This is a genomic window from Aliinostoc maniaoense, assembly GCF_058172895.1.
In genome coordinates, this window is sequence record NZ_CP187952.1 from 5497315 (window position 1) to 5515488 (window position 18174).

An 18174-nucleotide genomic window follows, 5' to 3' on the forward strand; every position below is an offset into this window, starting at 1 on the left:
GCCTACCAATTTTTTATAAAAATGCTATTTTACATTCTAGTTCTAATAAAATTAAACATCCTAGAATTGCTTCCATTGCATAACGCTTGGATAAATGATAGCGATAGGAATGCCAGACTTTAAATTCGCCGTTAAACCCTCTTGATTCTAGGCTGAGGGAAACTTGACGATATTTTTCTAGGGTACGTTGAAATAATTGTCCAATTAATAGGGATAAACTTTTCATGCTTAGGCTGAATGTGCGGTAGCCACTACGCGATTGTTGGGCTATCCATAATTCTGAGGCTGTATTTAACAAGACAAAAATAAACCGATACATTAATAATAATAAATCTGTGATCAGTACAGGTAAACCTACCCGTCTACAAGTTTGTAATAAGTCAGGAAAGGGGATAGTTAACATGATAAAATATATGCAAGAAATAGCAGCGATCGCTCTTGTGAAAATGCTCAATCCCTGGTCAACGCCGTGACGACTAATATACAAATAATAAGCACCAATATTAAAGCCACTAATAGCATCATTTTCAATTAAATTTACTTGGTGAATATCCACCCCATTAATTACTAAAGCTGGTAAACTTGTCAACCAAAAAAGCATCGGGAGATAAACTAATCTCAGGTAAATTTTGGTGGGAATACCTGCATAAAACATTATCCAGATGCTCATCCAAACTGCAATTAAAATTTGTACTGGAGGATGAGCAAAATAGGAGATAATGAGTAAGGCGATCGCAAACACTAATTTCTGCTCTGGTGCTAATCGCCGTAATTTATTTGTGTAAGCCAGGGTATCGATTTGCAGGCTCATTCCTTATTCCTTTGTTGCTGGGAACGTCCCTTATATAAACCAACTGCATAACCAATAATTCCCGCACCCAAAGCAGCTTGTGAGCTAAATAATAAACTTTCTATTTCTCCACTAGGTGGTTCAAATAAAGGTTTAAACCACGGCTCATATCCAGGTTTAATTTTCCCAATTACTTCTTCAGCTTGTCCATCTGCACCTGCAAATTCCGCACCCCTTAAAAATATTAAAGGAGTGACTGACAAAACAATTACTCCCAGCAATAACAGCCAGTTACTCATTCCGCGTTTAGATTGATTCATGGGTTTGAGGTTCACGCTTAATTAACTGCAATAATTCTAATTCTTGAGGACTGTAGGATTCTAACCAGTTCCACACCAATACCGTGAGCAATCCTTCACTAATAGCCAAGGGGACTTGAGTAATCGCAAATATTCCCGCAAATTTGGCTAAAGACGCTAGAAACCCCCCGACAGGTGCAGGGAAAGCTAGCGCAAGTTGCACAGAAGTAACAATGTAAGTGAGTAAATCTGCTAAAGCGGCGGCTAAAAAGATAGCGATTTTTTGCTTACCAGTTAACTGGATTGTTAAATGATAAATCCAGAAAGCCGCAAAAGGGCCAGCAATCGCCATTGAAAAAGCATTTGCTCCCAATGTTGTTAAACCACCATGAGCCAACAGCAACGCTTGAAACAACAAAACCAGCGTTCCTAACACGGACATAGCCAAAGGGCCAAATAACACAGCACCTAAGCCTGTACCTGTAGGATGAGAGCAGCTACCAGTGACAGAGGGTAATTTTAACGCTGATAAGACAAAAGTAAAAGCCCCCGCCAAAGCCAAGAGTAATTTTAATTCTGGGTTAACTTGAGTAATGCGACTTAGCGATCGCACCCCTAAAACTATAAACGGTAAAGCCACCAACCACCAAAAAACTGCCCATCCTGCTGGTAAATAACCCTCCATAATGTGCATCCCGTAAGCTGGTTTAGATGCACTCACCACTAAATAAAAACTCAAAACCCCCATCAACATCAGCGAGGCGCGTTTTGATGTGAGAACCATTCTCAGCACACTTTATACCTCAAAAATTTTAGTTCAACAAAACAGTTTAAACCAGCATATACCTTAGCCAACCATTCACAAGTAAAAATTAAAAATTCCAGACAATTCCTCATTCCACGAAGACGATTCAAGCAAAATCAGTGCATTAAAGCTTACCAAGAGTATTTAATGCTTCCATATCTGAATACTCTTGTTTACCTGACTAGAACTATAAAGATAGCTAACCCATCAAAATATCTACCCGAATTATCCTTAATTACTATTGATAATAAATACGCCTGAATAAATATATTTACGTAAATTACTTAAATTAATAAAAAATTTGTCCATAAAGATTTGTAACTATATTAATTTATAAAAAACTCTCCGCGTACCTCCGCGCATACCTCCGCGCGACGGCAGTCGCTTCAAGTCGGCAAAGCCGCCCAACGCGCTGCCTCCCCTCCGCGTTAAAATTTCCCTTCTCAATCTCCCGATAATTATTGACAATAAATCCTAACCCCTATAGGATACACAACGGTAGTTGAAAATAATTTGCAAGTTAGTATGGTGTTGGAATTTCATGCCCAATAACTTCACCCTGGGTAAAAAAGAGCTTTGGAGTCGTCGCCAACTTTTAAAACTAGGGTTATGTGGTGCTGGCGTAGTAGGTGCAGGTGCGTTAGTAAACAACTTTAATAGCAAAAATAAATCAATAGTCAAAATTCCATCAATAGAGATGGATACCTCTGATGGCGTAGCTCAACCCATGAAAATGCTCAGAGATTTTGACTATGGAACTATCAAGCAAGTAAACGGGCGTACCATCCGAGAGTTCCAATTAACCGCCGGTACTTCTGTTATTCAACTCAACAGTGCAGTATCTTACAACATCTGGGACTTAAACGATCGCATTCCGGGGCCAACACTGCGAGCCAAACAAGGCGATCGCATTCGGATATTATTTCTAAATCAAGCCGGACATTCCCACTCGTTGCATTTTCATGGCGTGCATCCCTCAGAAATGGATGGAGTGCGTCCCGTAAGTAACGGCAAAGCAACCATTTACGAATTTGATGCTGAACCCTACGGCGTTCACCTCTACCATTGTCACATTGAACCAGTGACTCGCCACATCGCCAAGGGGTTGTACGGAATGTTTATCATTGATCCCCCTACACCTCGTCCGGCGGCTGATGAGATGGTGTTAGTAATGGCTGGGTATGACGTGAATGATGATCAGCGTAATGAATATTATGCTTTCAACGGGCTACCGCATCATTATATGCACCATCCCATCAAGATTTATCAAAACCAGTTAATTCGCTTGTATGTTCTCAACATCATTGAATTTGATCCGGCGGTAACATTTCACCTCCACGCTAATTTCTTCGATGTCTATCGTTCGGGAATGACAATGACACCCAGCGAAAAAACCGATGTCATCACAATGGGTGTCGCCGAAAGACACATTTTAGAGTTTGCGTTTCGCTATCCCGGTAAGTATATGTTCCATCCTCATCAAGATGCGATCGCTGAAAATGGTTGCATGGGACAGTTTGAAGTTATCAATAATAATTCTCAAAATTTTTCTAGTTAAATCAAGATTATGATTAAACCCCGCTATATTTGTCTAGCGATCGCTAGTTGCATCATTGTTTCCCTGAGTTCTTGTACTGGGAATACACCAACCGCAGAAAATACCCAACCAGCAGTTAGTATCCAGACAACAGAAACTCACAGCAGTCATGGCAGGAAAGCACAAATCAATATCAACACTGCTATTTTGTCAGAGTTAGATAAATTTGAAGCCAAGCTAGGCGTTCCAGCATTATCAAACAAAATTCAAGCTAGCCGTCCCTATGGTAGTCCAGAGGATTTAGTCACGAAAAAAGTGATCACTCAGGAACAGTTCGACCAAATTAAAGACATGGTAACTGTTCAGGAAGTCGTGTTAACAGGTGAAGCCAAAGACGTTGACTATATGACCAAAATGGGGTTAATGAAAGGTCATCTTGTAGTAGCGCAAGAACTGCTCGATCTCAATCAACCAAAACAAGCTGAACCCCATATTGGCCACCCAGTAGAGGAGATTTACATTGATGTTGAAGAACAACTCAATGAACGCCAAGTTAAAGAATTTAAGACAACTTTGGTAAGTTTGCAAGATTTAGTGAAATCTAACCCGAAGAATAGCAAAGTTAAACCTAATTTTACCGCTTCTGTGCAGTCAGTAGATGGAGCGATCGCCGCTTTACCAGCAGCACAGCGCAGCAAACCCGGTTTTGTTTTGCAAGTAATTAACGGCTTATTAGATGCAGCTAACTCCGAATACGGAGCAGCGATCGCCAATGGTAAAGTAGCAGAAGCCATTGAATATCAAGACTCTCGTGGCTTTGTCCTCTACGCTAACGAACTCTACAAAGGAATTGCTACTCAAGTAACACAAAGCAATCCCGAAGCACACAAAGCCATTGCAACTAGTTTTACTGAATTGACCAAAGTTTGGCCTAGCGTGATTCCACCCACTCAACCCGTAAAAACACCAGATGAAGTGACTCAGCTAGTAAAAACCATTGAACTCAACTCCCAAAAAGTGATTGATCAATCCAGCACTCAAGCACAAAGATAGTATTGTCAAGTACCATAAGCCACAAATTAGGAGTTTAAAATGATTAAGGCAGTGAGGTAATTCTTTAAAAGTGAACAATAGACTTTTAAACCTGTAAAACCAGTTCTTCAAAATTCAACAACAGATCCCTTTCTCAGTCACCCTGATAAAATCTGGCTTGCTCAATTTTGAGTTGGTATCACCCCTTACTCATAAACTTACCTTCGTAATTGTAATTTAACGACCAATGCAAGAGCTTGATCAACAAAAGACCATCGACTTATTAAACGCCATCATGGAATTTGAACTTGCAGGAGTAGTGCGCTACACACACTATTCCCTGATGGTAACAGGCCCCAATCGTATTCCTATTGTTGCTTTCTTCAAAGCTCAGGCAAGCGAATCTTTACTTCATGCTCAACAAGTGGGAGAAATCCTCACAGGGTTAGATGGACATCCCACCTTAAGAATTGCTCCAATGGAAGAAACCTTCAAACATTCCGTGAAAGATATCTTGGAAGAAAGCTTAAACCACGAAAGAAAAGCTTTAGAAATGTATAAAAGCTTACTTGATGTTGTTGCAGATGCCAGTATTTATCTTGAAGAATTTGCCCGTACAATGATCGGACAAGAAGAACTGCATAACCTAGAATTGAGAAAAATGTTACGCGATTTCAGCTAATAGTAAAGAGTCCATAGTCAATAGTCAACTACCCGTTGTACTCAAAACTATGGACTGATGACCAATGACTAATGACTAATCACAATGAACTTTAGCACTGCTCTACCTACTTTTGTAATTACACTCCGTGAGGGAGTCGAAGCCGCCTTAGTGGTTGGTATTGTTTTGGCATTATTAAAAAAAGCTAAACAATCCCGCCTCAACATTTGGGTATATGCTGGGATTGCCGTTGGGATTGTCGTTAGTGCGCTGATTGGTGTACTTTTCAGTTGGTTAATTACCACTATCGGCGCAGCAAATCCACAATACACCCCTGTAGTTGAACCTATGCTAGAGGGTGTATTTAGTTTGTTGGCGATCGCCATGCTCAGTTGGATGTTAATCTGGATGACAAAGCAAGCCAGATCCATGAAAGCCCAAGTTGAAGGAGCAGTCAACCAAGCTTTAGTCAACAATTCCCAAGCTGGTTGGGGCGTTTTTAGTTTAATCTTGATTGCTGTTGTCCGGGAAGGCTTTGAAACAGTTCTATTTATTGCCGCTAATTTTCAACAAGGACTAATACCCACAGTTGGCGCACTCGCAGGTTTAGCCACAGCAGCTGCGATCGGTGTATTGTTATTTAAATTAGGTGTCAAAATTAATATCCGTCAGTTCTTTAAAGTGATGGGTATTTTATTAGTGTTAATTGTGGCTGGGTTAGTAGTTTCTACATTCAAGCATTTTGATGATGCTGTCGCTAATCTTGCCTTGAGTAACCGCGCCTCAGAAAGTTTGTGTTTTTATTACGAACACTTTACTAAAATCCATTCTTGTATTTTGGGGCCAATGGTTTGGAATACTAGTAAAGTATTACCTGATCAACAGTTTCCTGGTGTAATTCTCAAATCCCTATTTGGCTATAGAGAACATCTCTATTTAGTGCAAGCAGTAGGATATGTTGTGTTTTTAGTGACTGTGGGAGGTTTATATTTCCGCAGTTTAACTGGTGGTGCTATGAAACCTCATCAGAATATTTCAACTGAGCAAAAATCAATCACCTCTGCCCAAGACTGAAAATGTCATCGATGGTTGGTGCGTGACGCTACCAGTTTGATTACTGCGTTGAAATACTTTAAGAGCGTCACACCGTTTCTTGATGTAGCTTGCCTGGCGTAGCCATAGATGCACTTTATTCTGTACTGTAGAGACGTTGCATGCAACGTCTCTACATCATTTATTTGGCGCATCTTCATAAAGAATTGGTATCACACACCCTACATTAAAAAAATCACGAAAAAATAACATAATTACAAATTTCATTAATTATTTCATTTTTTAATTAAATAAGTCTTGCTTAAGCTGCCGACACGCTTGTTCAATTGCATTTATACTACCTGGATTAACTAATCCATAATAATTAAAAACATAGACTCGATTATTTTTAGTCGCCTGTAATTTTTGCCAAAAAGATTCCTTTTTAAAAGCATCTAATACAGATGTGGGAGAACTACCTGGGGAACTAACTACTAGAATTACCTCTGGATTAGCTTCTAGAACTTTCTCAGCCGACAGTGTTACATAACCAGCAATAGGACTTTTGCCTTGAATTTCTGCTGCTAAGTTTTTAGCTTGAAATTTTTCTAGCAAATCCCCAGCCCAACTATTTTTATTCGGTGATAAAATTGGCTGAATACTCACCAATAATAAAGTAGAAGGACTTTGAGTTAACTTATTAGGTAAAAAACTTTGATAGCGGTCTAATAAAGGTTGAGGATTAACATCAATTAATTGCGCCAGTTGTTTAGTAACTTGCTCTAAAGATTCCCAGCTATTAACTTCTGTTAGCAAAGTGCGAATACCTAGCTGTTCTAAACGTTGAGTAACTTGATTAGAAAAGCCTGCTGCACCAATCACTAAATCTGGCTTGAGGGCAACAATTTTTTCTAAATTCGGTAGTGTTTGACCTTCACTGACACGCGGGAAATTTTGAAAATTTGGGTCATTTTTAAAGAGTGTGCTACCAGTAATTCCCACCAGTTTTTTAGGGTCGAGTTGATAAATAATATCTGTAGTTAAAGAGGAAAGGGTGACAACTCTTTTGGCAGTGAATTGTGTTAACTCTGGAGAATTTGTAACCTGTGTTTGTGCTTGTTGATTAGTTGCAGTTGTACAAGCACTGATAGTTATGCTTAATAGAATTGCTAAAACAAATGATATCCAAGAACGCAGCATCTTAAAAATCAATCTATAGGTCATTATTCAGAATAACTTAAATGTCAAAAAAAGAGCGAGTAAACACACCAGCCAAAATCCCCTAAAGTTCAGATGGTTATGCTACTCGCTAGGAGGTATACAAGGTTTTTGAGAAAAGCTTTACCTACTATACAGGAAGAAACTCAGAAACTAATGTTGCCTAGATCACAAATAATACTTTTTTAAAATTTTCCTTAAGTAATATTATTGAGTTTTAATAGCGAACTTCATTCACGGGTATTGAACTTAAAATGCAGTTGAACGGAGAAGTACAGCCCAATCTTCTGGGGTATTGCAGTTAAAAAGCATATCTGGATTTGATAAGGGCAAAACTTCTACAGAATAACCTTTGAGCCAACGTTGGAACGATCGCCCCCCTTGATTGATAAACTCTAAGAGTTGCGGTAAACAGCGACGGCGATAAAAACCACATAACACTTCCCAGCCTTTGGAGTGATGAGCTAAAGCTGCGATCGCATGATCATCTACACTATCAAGTTTTATTATCCAATCTTGCAATACTTCAACTTGCAACTTCGGTAAATCACAAGCAAGCAACAAAACCCACTCAGTTTGTACTGCTGTTAAACCTTGAGCAAACCCCACCAAAGGCCCCTGGGAATGGGGAGATTCTCGAATAAACCGGCAATTAGGTAAATCTAAGTGTTGATAGCGTTCCGGCCAAGGAGTCACTACATATACACTATCAGCACACTCAGCAGCAATACCACACACCCTTTGTAACAGTGGCATACCTTGCACAGAAATCAAAGCCTTATCCTCACCCATGCGAGAACTTTGACCACCAGCTAAGACAATAGTAGTAATAAGTGCTGAGTGCTGAGTCACGTCGCTGCGCTCCCAATTCAAAATTCAAAATTCAAGAATTTTTCTACCTCTGCTCCCTGCTCCCTGCTCCCTGCCCCCTGCCCCCTGCCCCCTGCCCCCTGCCTCCCTTGTCTACCTTGTCCCCCTTGTCTGACTTTGCTGCACCTGCTGCCATAACTGTTCTATATTCCCCGCCGAGGGGAGACATTTCAAACCTTGGCAAACTAAACCAACGCTGTCTGCTGGTAAATCAGATACCACATTAAATACAGCAGTTGGTAAGTATTTGGGGAGCAAGAAATTGATTTGCTCAGAACTGGTACGAATTAAAGTACAGTTACGATACCAATCTAAAGCGGTGAATAAACTAGGACAAGCTTGGGGTGCTTGCTGCATGACGCTATCAAAAGCCTTTAATCCTGCCTCAGCTAAATCTAGATAATGGAGATCATCGGTGAGTAGTGCTAAACGGACTAAATTAGCGATCGCAATTCCGTTAGCTGATGGTGTAGCATTATCAGCATAACTGCGTTCCCGCACAATTAAATCTTGACTAGCATCACTGGCTGTATTGAAGTAGCCACCTAATTCTACACTCCAAAGAAACTCATTAAATTCAGTTTGGAGAGCGATCGCTTTTTCCAACCATAAAGACTGCTGTGGGTTCTGGGTTTGGTGTAAGTCGAGTAAGGCTTTAATAAACAAAGCATAATCTTCAGACTGGGCTAATACAGTTGGTTCACCTTCATAATTGAGCCTGTGAAAACGCCCATCTACAAACTGATGCTCCCAAATAAAGTTGGCGGCTTGGACTGCTATCTGGCAATACTCAGGTTCATGGAATGCCGCCGCCGCCCTAGCTAAACCGGAAATCATCAGACTATTCCAAGCTACAATCATCTTTGTATCTGTAACTGGGGGAATACGTCCTGGCCAATTCGTCGTTTTAGCTTCCTGGTTGTCCCGTGCTGGGGGAAAAGTCGGGAGTGCATCGGCTGGAGTCCCATAACGAGCCGTAAACAATTTCCCTAACGCCACTTCTAACGTAGTACTTAACTGTTGTGCATTGCGTCTTTGCAATACATTCTGACCTTCAAAGTTACCTTTAGGGGTGACTGTAAACTGTTGTTGTAATTCTGATAGTTCTGTTGCTGTTAACAGTTGTGTGAGTTCAGCGTAACTCCAAACGTAAAAAGCTCCTTCCTCTGGTTCTTTTTCCCCAGGATGAGTAAAACTATCAGCATCTTGAGCCGCATAGAAATAACCCGTTGGTGCAGTCATTTCCCGTTGCAGCCATTCCACAGTACCAGATACAGCCCTAGCAAATGCTGGTTCTTGGATACCTGCACTCCACAAATTCGCCAGATACTCGACAATTTGACCATTATCATAGAGCATCTTTTCAAAGTGGGGGACTGTCCAGGTGGGGTCAACTGTGTAGCGATGAAACCCCCCACCTACATGATCATAAATCCCGCCCAGAGCTAAATCTAGTCCTCGCTGGATGCAAATTTGCTGTCCATCATAACGGGACTCAAAATTAAATCGAGTTCCCTGCAATGCTAATTTTGCATAGGGAATCATCGGGAAACTATTTCCCTGCTGATTTGGGGTAATAATCCCTGTGCTAGTTTCCCAACCCCGCCGGAGTAATTCTTGGGCTTGGGCTTGTTGTGTAGCTTCCCCTTGTAAAACCGCAGAGGTGAGCAGAGATTCTACAATCACAGCCTTACGTTGGCGCAAATCCTCTTTTTCCGTATCATAGTAACGGCGCAAAGCTTGGAGAACTTGCAAAAATCCAGGGCGATTGTAACGCGGTTCTATAGGAAAGTAAGTCCCAGCGTAGAAGGGGACTAAATCTTCCGGTGATAGAAACACATTTAAAGGCCAACCCCCTTGACCACTCATCATTTGCAACGACTGCATATAAATGCTATCGATATCTGGTCTTTCTTCCCTATCTACTTTAATAGGTAAGAAATTAGCATTCATATATTCAGCGATCGCTTGATCAGAAAAAGCTTCACCTTCCATGACAGTACACCAATGGCAACTGGAGTAACCAATCGACAGAAAAATTGGTTTATCCTCTGCCCTAGCAGTAGCAATAGCTTCATCACACCAAGACCACCAATCAATCGGGTTTTCGGCGTGTTTACGGAGATAAAGACTTTGGGCTTGAGCAAGGCGATTAGTCATGGTGAGTATGCAGATAGTTGCCTTCTTTGCTCAGTCTACCTGCTGTTAGTCTTGATCTCAATGTCTAAATATATATCTTGGGAGAAATAAGGGGATGAGGGTGTAGGGGTGTAGGGGCAGGGAGCAAGGGGGCAGGGGGAGACAAGGTAGACAAGAAGAGAAGTCTGTAGCTTGCTTCCCGTAGGGTGCGGAGGTTTCCTCCGTACAGAACTTCCTTGCGGGACGCTACGCGAACGGGGAGACAAGGGAGAATTTAATTTTATCCCAATGCCCAATGCCCAATGCCCCATGCCCCATGCCCCAAAATTCTTTTTAAATTTTGAATTTTTTTGTCAAAATTGCCGATCAAACTAAAATTATGGTTAATTTCGAGAACGAAACAACATACTGATCATTTGCACAGGTGTTTCTGTTGAAGGCGAAACAGCCCTTGATTGAACTCTTGTATTGGGGCTAAGTCCCGCAATCACATAAAGTAAGAAAGTGGTGATGGCGGCTTGCACAAGTCTTTTTGGCATGGCAGGTCTCCCTCAATTGACAGCATTGCTAGTGAGCTTGGCGAATCTAACTACACCCCCTAATCTTGTTCTACCTGATTTCTTCGGAATTATCGGTATCTTTGCTCATAAAAAGCTAAATAAATCTGTAGGATATAGAAGTCGCTTACAAAATTGCGTTCCAGCACACTCACTTGTATAGACGTACTTTCACTATAAAAAGTGCCTGGCGATATTTTTCGCATCTAACAAAAGAATCATCTTTTTACTAACCCCCACACCCCTACACCTCTACTCACTAAGACGGATATCCATACCTCTGAACTTTCCCTAAAGACCACAATCAGTCATTCTCATCGATAAAATGGAATTTAAAATAGCTACAAGTAAGCTGCATGACTCTTCCTATCGTCATTGAACAATCTGGTCGCGGTGAACGCGCTTTTGATATTTACTCACGCCTGTTGCGTGAGCGGATTATTTTTTTGGGTCAACAAGTTGATAGCCATTTAGCTAACTTAATAGTTGCTCAATTACTATTTTTGGATGCTGAAGACCCAGAAAAAGACATTTATTTGTATATAAATTCTCCTGGTGGTTCTGTAACTGCTGGCATGGGTATTTTTGACACCATGAAGCATATTCGCCCGGATGTCTGTACTATTTGTACTGGACTTGCGGCAAGTATGGGTGCTTTTCTCCTCAGTGCTGGTGCTAAAGGTAAGCGGATGAGTTTACCTCATTCCCGCATTATGATTCACCAACCTTTAGGGGGCGCACAAGGTCAAGCAACTGATATTGAAATTCAGGCACGGGAGATTTTGTACCACAAAAAACGCCTGAATGATTATCTGGCTGAACACACAGGTCAACCCATTGAGCGCATTGCCGAAGATACTGAGCGAGATTTCTTTATGTCTCCAGAGGAAGCTAAGGAATATGGCTTAATTGACCAAGTAATTGACCGTCATTCGGCTGGTAGCCGTCCCGTGGCGGTTGTGGGTTAGAAGTTAACTGCTTTTGCTACAACCAAAACAGGGGAAACAGGAAAATTGAATTTTCCTTTTCCCCTCTTATTTTTGAATTGTTTAATTGTTTAAAGGTAATATTTTCTATCTTCCCCCTGCCCCCTGCTCCCTACTCCCTGCCCCCTGCCCCCTGCCCCCTGCCCCCTGCCCCCTGCCCCATGCCCCCTGCACGACCCTCCAATGTTGGCAATCCCTAAAATCCTGCAATGGGGTCTGGTTGTGATTCTAAGTATTTGAGGAAGCTGTGTAATTCGTCTTCTGTGAGTAAAGTCCGTCCTCGCTTACCGTAGGTTTTAATAAGATATTCTCTTCCTTGTTCTGGTGTCCAGCCTAAACGCTGTAACTCTACATCAGTTTTAGCAATGACATCGGATAAATCCACTGGTTCGGCTTTTTTCTTTTTCTTCCCTGTCCCAGATATGGGAGCTACATTTTCTGGGGGGTTGTAATTACGTGGTGTAAATGGGGTGACATTACTGGCAGGCGCATCATTGAAGGCAGTATTGTCTGACGGTTGAGGAGAAAGTAATGGTAATTCTTCTTCTAGTGTACTGATGTCAGGTTCTGGGTAGCTGAACTCTGAATTGTGAATGCTATTGGTAGAACTAGGTGCTTGAGGTGTACTTTGCGGCGCATGACTCGTTAATGACCACTGATTACCAGTAAAGTTAGTGTCTAAACCAGATGGGGAGTGAGATTCTTGTATGGTAGAACTGACGGGATGAGATGATACTGGCGATGTTGGTTTTTCCGCCACTTGTACTGGTGTCTGCCCTGTACTGGTAATTCCCAACACCATCAATGCTCTAGCTCTAGCTTCATCTTCAGCAGCTTCTATGGTTTCGGCTGCTGCCATACCAGTAGCACGGGTTACACCTTCTATTTGAATACTTGCCCGCACAATATATTTTCCGTGAAAAATTTCTACCAATTCAGAAACTAAACTGCCGTTGGGATACAAGCTCTGAAATTGAGCCAACATAATACTGTCACCAAATCTATGTCTACGAAATTATAAGGTTGATGCTACTGCAAGATTTATCCAAGGGATGGGGAGCAGGGAGCAGGGGGCAGGGAGCAGGGGGCAGGGGGTAGGAAGTAGGGGGCAGGGGGAAATACAGAAAAGTCATCTGTATAAATTTGGATGATTTATCTGTGGAACTGCCTAGGGGTTTAGAAAACTTTGTCTAAGATGGTTTAATTAATTTATTTTAACTTTACATCCACTCAATTTTGCACGGGGAAAAAATATGTAACTCATTGCAGGAGTGGAAACGATCGCTACAGGATGGTTTTTGGCTGTAGCATTTGCGATCGCCTATGATAACAAATGCTCAATTATTCTCGGTGTCTTGACTATTAATGCTATACTAATTACCCAATTCATGATCCAGAAGTATTTTCTGGAAGTACGCTCTAAATCTACAATAATGGAGTAATGGTTCTTCCTCACTGCTTGTTAGGCTGCTACCTAATTGTTACTGGTTCTACATATGGACAAATTGGGTAATTCGGCAGTTTCTCCTAGTAAAAAATCAGAGTCGTATGGCGTAAAAGCACCTTCAAGCTAGACCATTAAACACCTGTAGTTTCCCCGATGTGACGCTGTTTTTGGGTGATAGTGGCAAGTTATTCCCACCCAAGTCTCAAAATCAGTCGCGTAATTACCACTAACGGGAAAACTTTTAATCAGCCTTACTTTCATGAGTTTGGTTAGGTGGAGGTACTTAAGCGTAGACTAACTCTGAAATTGTCATGCAGTGAGAAGTTCGTCAGAGTGTACTCCTCTGGAAAAGCAAGCTACACGGATCATCTTGTAAAACAACATCTTTCCACCTGGGGAGATGAGCCTTGATGAAAATGTCGGGAACACCGCCTCAGGGCAATTCGTTTCCAGCTAATATACTGTAGTCCGTGAGGGCATACGGCAAAGAACCAGATTAAACCAACATGATGTTTTGACCAAAGGTCGGTTCACTGCATGGAATTTTCAATCGCTACACTCCTTGCCAATTTCACCGATGATAAATTGGTAGCTCGCAAAGTCTTGGAAAAGAAACTCGGTTGCGAGGATGAAGACAGTTTAGAAAAACTCCACATTGCCTTGGAGGTGTTGGAAAAAATCGGGCTGTTGGCCAAGGAACGGGGTAAGTATCGCCGTATTACAGAAGAAGGTTTGATTGAAGCCAAATTGCGTTGCTCTAGCAAGGGCTTTTGTTTTGCCATTCAAGATGTTGAAGGGGCAGAGGATATTTATATCCGTGAAAGCCATTTGAGTAATGCTTGGAATGGCGATCGCGTTTTAGTGAGAGTTCTGAAGGAGGGTAGTCGTCGCCGTTCTCCCGAAGGAGAAGTAAAGTTGATTTTAGAACGCTCTAATCACACTTTATTGGCACGGATTAAACAAGTAGAAGGGGGTTTTCGGGCTGTTCCTTTAGATGACAGACTCCTATTTGAACTGAAAATCCTCACTAACGGCATGAAATTAGAGGAGGCACTCGACCACCTCGCCCATGTGGAAGTGCTACGCTATCCTCTAGCTCAGTATCCTCCCCTGGGGCGAGTAGTGCAAATTCTCGGTAGTGATGCAGAAGCGGCAGCAGATATAGACTTAGTTACTTGTAAACATGATTTATCTCGAACTTTCCCAGAATCAATTTTAGATGCCGCCGCTAAGTTATCTAAAAGGCTGTTGAAAGCTGACCTGAAAAATAAACTCGATTTACGCAATTTATTCACGATCGCAATTACTGAACTTAATCATGATACTAAGGTAGTAGAAAATGCCTTAAGTTTAGAAAAAACTATCGCTGGTAATTGGCAATTAGGCTTTCACATTGCCGATGTGTCTCACTACGTCCAACCTGACGAACCTTTAGATAGGGAAGCCCTAAAAAGAGGTAGGTCAGTATATTTAGGGGATTTAGTGTTACCTATGTTGCCGGATACCGTAGCTGATCGCTGTTCATTAGTGCCAAAAAGCGATCGCTTGGCCATCTCGTTTTTAATTACCATCGCTCCCGAATCCGGCAAAGTCTTGGAATGGGAAATCCAACCGAGTGTAATTCACGTAGATACAGCCGTCACTAAACAACAAGCAGAAAATATCCTCCAAGGTAAACCCAAAAAAGAATCTGCACAAGTTATCGAACTGCTACAAAATCTCACCAACATCACCGCCGGGATCAAAGAAGTCCGCATGGCTCGTGGTTGCTTGCAGTTAAACTTACCCGGTAACGAAAACCCCTATTATGATGAAGGCAGTCTAGGGGCTGTGATTGCCAATGATTCCCCAGTGCGATCGCTACTCACAGAATTAGTGCTATTAGTTAATGAGCTAATGGCTATTCATCTCAACGCCCTAGGTGTACCAGCCATCTGGCGTGTACAAGGTACACCCGATGCTGAAGATGTCCAAGAAATGCTCAAGTTAGCCATTAACTTGGGTGTGGAATTAGCCCTAGAACCAGAGGTAGACATCGAACCCCTAGATTATCAACACCTGACTAGAGCCTTTGCTGATTCTCCCTCTGAGCAAGTGCTGACTTATCTGTTGCAAGATACCCTCAAACCAGCCGCATACAGCACCACTCAAGCCCCTCACTTTGGTCTGGCTTTAACACAATACACTCACTGCACCTCCCCCTTACGGCGATATCCTGATTTACTGATGCAGAGAATGTACTATCAGCTACTAGAACACGGACGCGATCGCCGCAACACCCGTGTCAAAGAACGGGTAAACCTGCGCCACTCCTACAGTCATGGGGAAATTAACTGGAATGTCCTACCCCCAGAATTGCAGCAAGAACTGCAAAGCGACTTGACACGGGTAATTATCCAAATCAACGACAGGGAAAAAGAAGTCCAAGAAGCCGAAGCCGATTTAGCCGGACTGCAAAAAGCCCAACTCATGAAACAGCGAATTGGGCAAGTATTTCAAGGGGTAATTACCGGCGTACAATCCTATGGTTTCTTTGTGGAAATTGAAGTCCCAGCCGTGGATTTTGAAATTAAGGGTAATCCTGGTATACCTTTACGGGTAGAAGGACTCGTACACGTTAGCTCCCTCAAAGATGACTGGTACGAATACCGCGCTAGACAACAGGCACTATTCGGTAGAAAAAATCGCGCTTCTTATAGATTAGGCGATCGCGTCTCCGTTCAAGTGAAAAGTGTTGATTACTATCGCCAGCAAATAGATTTAGTCACCGTCGGTAGCGATGGCTTAGTTAAAGGCTTAGGTGTTGATAGTGTCAATGGTGATATGTCGGATATCTACCTATCTAACGATCTTGAGCCAGATGATTTAGACCCTTATGCTGAGGAAGAGTAAATTTTTGTTAACTACCGGTGACATATCATAACAAACCCCTAATTATCGGCGTATCAGGAGCATCTGGCCTGATTTACGCCGTTCGCGCCCTCAAGTATTTGCTAGCAGCAGATTATGAAGTTGAATTAGTTGCCTCTAAATCAAGTTACATGGTTTGGCAAGCCGAACAGGATATTCGGATGCCAGCAGAGCCAAATCAGCAAGAGCAATTCTGGCGGGAACAAGCTGGAGTTGCTCTTGCTGGTAAACTGCGCTGTCACTCTTGGAGTAATGTCGGAGCAAATATTGCTAGTGGTTCTTTTCGTACCTTGGGGATGATTGTCATTCCTTGCAGCATGAGTACCGTTGCCAAATTAGCTGTCGGTTTAAGTTCCGATTTGCTAGAACGAGCCGCAGATGTACAAATTAAAGAGGGGCGTAAATTAGTTATCGTCCCTCGTGAAACTCCCTTTAGTTTGATTCACCTGCGAAACTTAACAACGTTAGCAGAAGCTGGAGTCCGCATTGTGCCTGCTATTCCCGCTTGGTATCATCACCCGCAAACCATCGAAGACTTAGTTGATTTTGTAGTTGCTCGTACTTTAGATCAACTAGATATTGATTGCATACCCATTGAACGCTGGGAAGGCAATAAATAAGGTAAAAGTAAAACAGTGTTGAATATTAACTGAAAGATTGGATATTGAAGTAAAATCCCCCTGCCCCCTGCCCCCTGCCCCCTGCCCCCTGCCCCCTGCCCCCTGCCCCCTGCCTCCTAATTTTGAATTTTGAATTTTGAATTTTGAATTAATTAAGCCCCCTGCTTCCTGACTTATGGCTGTAATTCGTTTAATTTTATTAATAGCAATCATGGGCGCACTAACACTATTGTTAGTTCAAAATTGGTCGCCTGTGCTATCCCTAGTCTTTCTAGGTATGCGAAGCCAGCCATTACCTTTGGCAATGTGGATTTTGTTCAGCACTGCGGCTGGTGCTGGCACATCTGTATTAATTACTAGTTTGTTTAAATTATCTAATTATTTTCAGCCGCGCCCCATGTCTTTCCCATCCAATAGAAATGCGAGGCGTACTCAAGCTAAGAGTCAAGAAACATTTGCATCTGCACCCTACACTCCACCACCACCAAAAAACCAAACCGAGTCAACTAGCAAACAGACATTTGACGATGAATTTGATGATTGGGAAAACAACAGTGCAGATGATGACTGGAATTTTGATCAACAGCCACCTCCACCACCTAAGTCTAGTTCCCAAACTGAGCCGATTCAAGACTCTAATACTTACGAACGCCCACAACAACCCAAAACAGGTTCTCAAACTGGTTCAACCTATTCTTATAGTTACCGTGAGCCAAAAAATACTGCTGTAGGCAAGACAGAATCAGTTTACGATGCTGACTACCGAGTCATCATTCCGCCTTATCAACCACCAACTAATGATGTGAACAACGAGGATGATGATGATTGGAGTTTCTTTGAAGATGACAATTTTGAAGATGATCAACCCCGTAAATGATGCTGTTTAGCTAAACTCTACTTGCTTTTTGCGACTGTTCACGGGATTCTTGCTTAACGTTGCCGTTCATAGCAGCTTCTTGTAAAGTCATGAAGGCGTTTAAATCTTCCATATCATACTGAGTAGTTAATAAATATCGTAATTGGTTTTCTGCTTCAACCGTTAGATAACCAGTTATTAGAGCCTGTTGCACAACGTCACGAATCCGAATCATGGTTGATGCCTCATTACACACCACATTAATAGATTTGAGCTAATGATGGGCAAATATGCAGTATCCTTTCAGCCCAAACCAGTAAATTGATCAAGTTGGTTGATGATTTCTGAAATTAGTCATTTTTTACACCTTAAACTGCAAATTTTCTGACTAAAACCCTGTGTTTATTAGATTTAA

At 42.0% G+C, this 18174-nt stretch carries 21 protein-coding genes; 10 read left to right on the top strand and 11 right to left on the bottom strand.

The features are described 5' to 3' along the window. Positions 1-13: 13 nt before the first annotated feature. The 3 genes from cbiQ to ACPZ3T_RS24090 are packed head-to-tail and all read right to left on the bottom strand — an operon-like array spanning position 14 to position 1837. Positions 14-811 (bottom strand): cobalt ECF transporter T component CbiQ, encoded by a 798-nt coding sequence (cbiQ, locus tag ACPZ3T_RS24080; protein ID WP_490271962.1) that lies wholly within the window; start codon positions 809-811, stop codon positions 14-16. Continuing rightward, entirely contained in the window at positions 808-1110 is a 303-nt protein-coding gene (locus ACPZ3T_RS24085) for an energy-coupling factor ABC transporter substrate-binding protein (protein WP_490271963.1), read from the bottom strand. The genes cbiQ and ACPZ3T_RS24085 overlap by 4 nt, the downstream gene beginning before the upstream one ends. Next, positions 1097-1837, bottom strand: coding sequence for an energy-coupling factor ABC transporter permease (locus ACPZ3T_RS24090; RefSeq protein ID WP_490277351.1), 741 nt, complete (start codon positions 1835-1837; stop codon positions 1097-1099). Before ACPZ3T_RS24090 ends, ACPZ3T_RS24085 begins: the two co-directional genes overlap by 14 nt. Positions 1838-2435: 598 nt before the next feature. On the opposite strand from ACPZ3T_RS24090, the gene ACPZ3T_RS24095 reads away from it, so the two are divergent. From ACPZ3T_RS24095 to ACPZ3T_RS24110, 4 genes are all read left to right on the top strand, one after another. Beyond that, positions 2436-3452: a multicopper oxidase domain-containing protein gene (locus ACPZ3T_RS24095; RefSeq protein WP_490271964.1), complete on the top strand. Its 1017-nt coding sequence runs from the start codon at positions 2436-2438 to the stop codon at positions 3450-3452. Positions 3453-3461: 9 nt separating this feature from the next. Continuing rightward, positions 3462-4484, top strand: coding sequence for a ComEA family DNA-binding protein (locus tag ACPZ3T_RS24100; protein WP_490271965.1), 1023 nt, complete (start codon positions 3462-3464; stop codon positions 4482-4484). A 226-nt stretch (positions 4485-4710) separates the two neighbouring features. Then, positions 4711-5145, top strand: coding sequence for a ferritin-like domain-containing protein (locus ACPZ3T_RS24105; protein ID WP_490271966.1), 435 nt, complete (start codon positions 4711-4713; stop codon positions 5143-5145). Between the two features lie 84 nt (positions 5146-5229). Further along, positions 5230-6198 (top strand): FTR1 family iron permease, encoded by a 969-nt coding sequence (locus ACPZ3T_RS24110; RefSeq protein ID WP_490271967.1) that lies wholly within the window; start codon positions 5230-5232, stop codon positions 6196-6198. Between the two features lie 261 nt (positions 6199-6459). Here the strand turns inward: ACPZ3T_RS24110 and ACPZ3T_RS24115 are convergent, their stop codons facing one another. The 3 genes from ACPZ3T_RS24115 to ACPZ3T_RS24125 form a co-directional block, all read right to left on the bottom strand. Next, positions 6460-7356, bottom strand: coding sequence for an ABC transporter substrate-binding protein (locus ACPZ3T_RS24115; protein WP_490271968.1), 897 nt, complete (start codon positions 7354-7356; stop codon positions 6460-6462). A gap of 267 nt (positions 7357-7623) precedes the next feature. Further along, positions 7624-8226, bottom strand: coding sequence for a molybdenum cofactor guanylyltransferase (locus tag ACPZ3T_RS24120; RefSeq protein WP_490271969.1), 603 nt, complete (start codon positions 8224-8226; stop codon positions 7624-7626). Positions 8227-8337: 111 nt separating this feature from the next. Then, positions 8338-10404, bottom strand: a complete 2067-nt coding sequence (locus ACPZ3T_RS24125) for a thioredoxin domain-containing protein (RefSeq protein WP_490271970.1) — start codon at positions 10402-10404, stop codon at positions 8338-8340. Between the two features lie 171 nt (positions 10405-10575). On the opposite strand from ACPZ3T_RS24125, the gene ACPZ3T_RS24130 reads away from it, so the two are divergent. Next, on the top strand, positions 10576-10758 hold the full coding sequence (locus ACPZ3T_RS24130; RefSeq protein ID WP_490271971.1) for a hypothetical protein: 183 nt from the start codon (positions 10576-10578) through the stop codon (positions 10756-10758). A gap of 8 nt (positions 10759-10766) precedes the next feature. Here ACPZ3T_RS24130 and ACPZ3T_RS24135 read toward each other — a convergent pair whose 3' ends face one another. Further along, positions 10767-10922: a hypothetical protein gene (locus ACPZ3T_RS24135; protein WP_490271972.1), complete on the bottom strand. Its 156-nt coding sequence runs from the start codon at positions 10920-10922 to the stop codon at positions 10767-10769. 374 nt (positions 10923-11296) lie between these two features. Between ACPZ3T_RS24135 and clpP the strand changes: the two genes are divergently transcribed. Continuing rightward, positions 11297-11908 (top strand): ATP-dependent Clp endopeptidase proteolytic subunit ClpP, encoded by a 612-nt coding sequence (gene clpP, locus ACPZ3T_RS24140; protein ID WP_490271973.1) that lies wholly within the window; start codon positions 11297-11299, stop codon positions 11906-11908. Between the two features lie 105 nt (positions 11909-12013). On the opposite strand, the gene ACPZ3T_RS24145 is transcribed toward clpP, so the two are convergent. Then, positions 12014-12136: a hypothetical protein gene (locus ACPZ3T_RS24145; RefSeq protein WP_490271974.1), complete on the bottom strand. Its 123-nt coding sequence runs from the start codon at positions 12134-12136 to the stop codon at positions 12014-12016. Continuing rightward, a complete protein-coding gene (locus tag ACPZ3T_RS24150; protein WP_490271975.1) occupies positions 12123-12911 on the bottom strand; it encodes a hypothetical protein in 789 nt (262 codons plus the stop codon). The genes ACPZ3T_RS24145 and ACPZ3T_RS24150 overlap by 14 nt, the downstream gene beginning before the upstream one ends. A gap of 286 nt (positions 12912-13197) precedes the next feature. Between ACPZ3T_RS24150 and ACPZ3T_RS24155 the strand changes: the two genes are divergently transcribed. The 3 genes from ACPZ3T_RS24155 to ACPZ3T_RS24165 all read left to right on the top strand — a co-directional run bounded on the left by ACPZ3T_RS24155 (position 13198) and on the right by ACPZ3T_RS24165 (position 16903). Further along, on the top strand, positions 13198-13368 hold the full coding sequence (locus ACPZ3T_RS24155; RefSeq protein ID WP_490271976.1) for a hypothetical protein: 171 nt from the start codon (positions 13198-13200) through the stop codon (positions 13366-13368). A 542-nt stretch (positions 13369-13910) separates the two neighbouring features. Beyond that, positions 13911-16265 (top strand): ribonuclease R family protein, encoded by a 2355-nt coding sequence (locus ACPZ3T_RS24160; protein WP_490271977.1) that lies wholly within the window; start codon positions 13911-13913, stop codon positions 16263-16265. Between the two features lie 17 nt (positions 16266-16282). Continuing rightward, on the top strand, positions 16283-16903 hold the full coding sequence (locus tag ACPZ3T_RS24165) for a flavin prenyltransferase UbiX (protein WP_490271978.1): 621 nt from the start codon (positions 16283-16285) through the stop codon (positions 16901-16903). On the opposite strand, the gene ACPZ3T_RS24170 is transcribed toward ACPZ3T_RS24165, so the two are convergent. Then, positions 16856-17116 (bottom strand): hypothetical protein, encoded by a 261-nt coding sequence (locus tag ACPZ3T_RS24170; protein ID WP_490271979.1) that lies wholly within the window; start codon positions 17114-17116, stop codon positions 16856-16858. The two genes, ACPZ3T_RS24165 and ACPZ3T_RS24170, sit on opposite strands and share 48 nt — an antisense overlap. On the opposite strand from ACPZ3T_RS24170, the gene ACPZ3T_RS24175 reads away from it, so the two are divergent. Then, positions 17079-17780: a LapA family protein gene (locus ACPZ3T_RS24175; protein ID WP_490271980.1), complete on the top strand. Its 702-nt coding sequence runs from the start codon at positions 17079-17081 to the stop codon at positions 17778-17780. The genes ACPZ3T_RS24170 and ACPZ3T_RS24175 overlap by 38 nt on opposite strands. Positions 17781-17790: 10 nt before the next feature. Here ACPZ3T_RS24175 and ACPZ3T_RS24180 read toward each other — a convergent pair whose 3' ends face one another. After that, positions 17791-17994 carry a hypothetical protein gene (locus ACPZ3T_RS24180; RefSeq protein ID WP_490277352.1) on the bottom strand — a complete coding sequence of 68 codons (204 nt, stop codon included), beginning with the start codon at positions 17992-17994 and terminating at the stop codon, positions 17791-17793. Between the last annotated feature and the right edge of the window lie 180 nt (positions 17995-18174).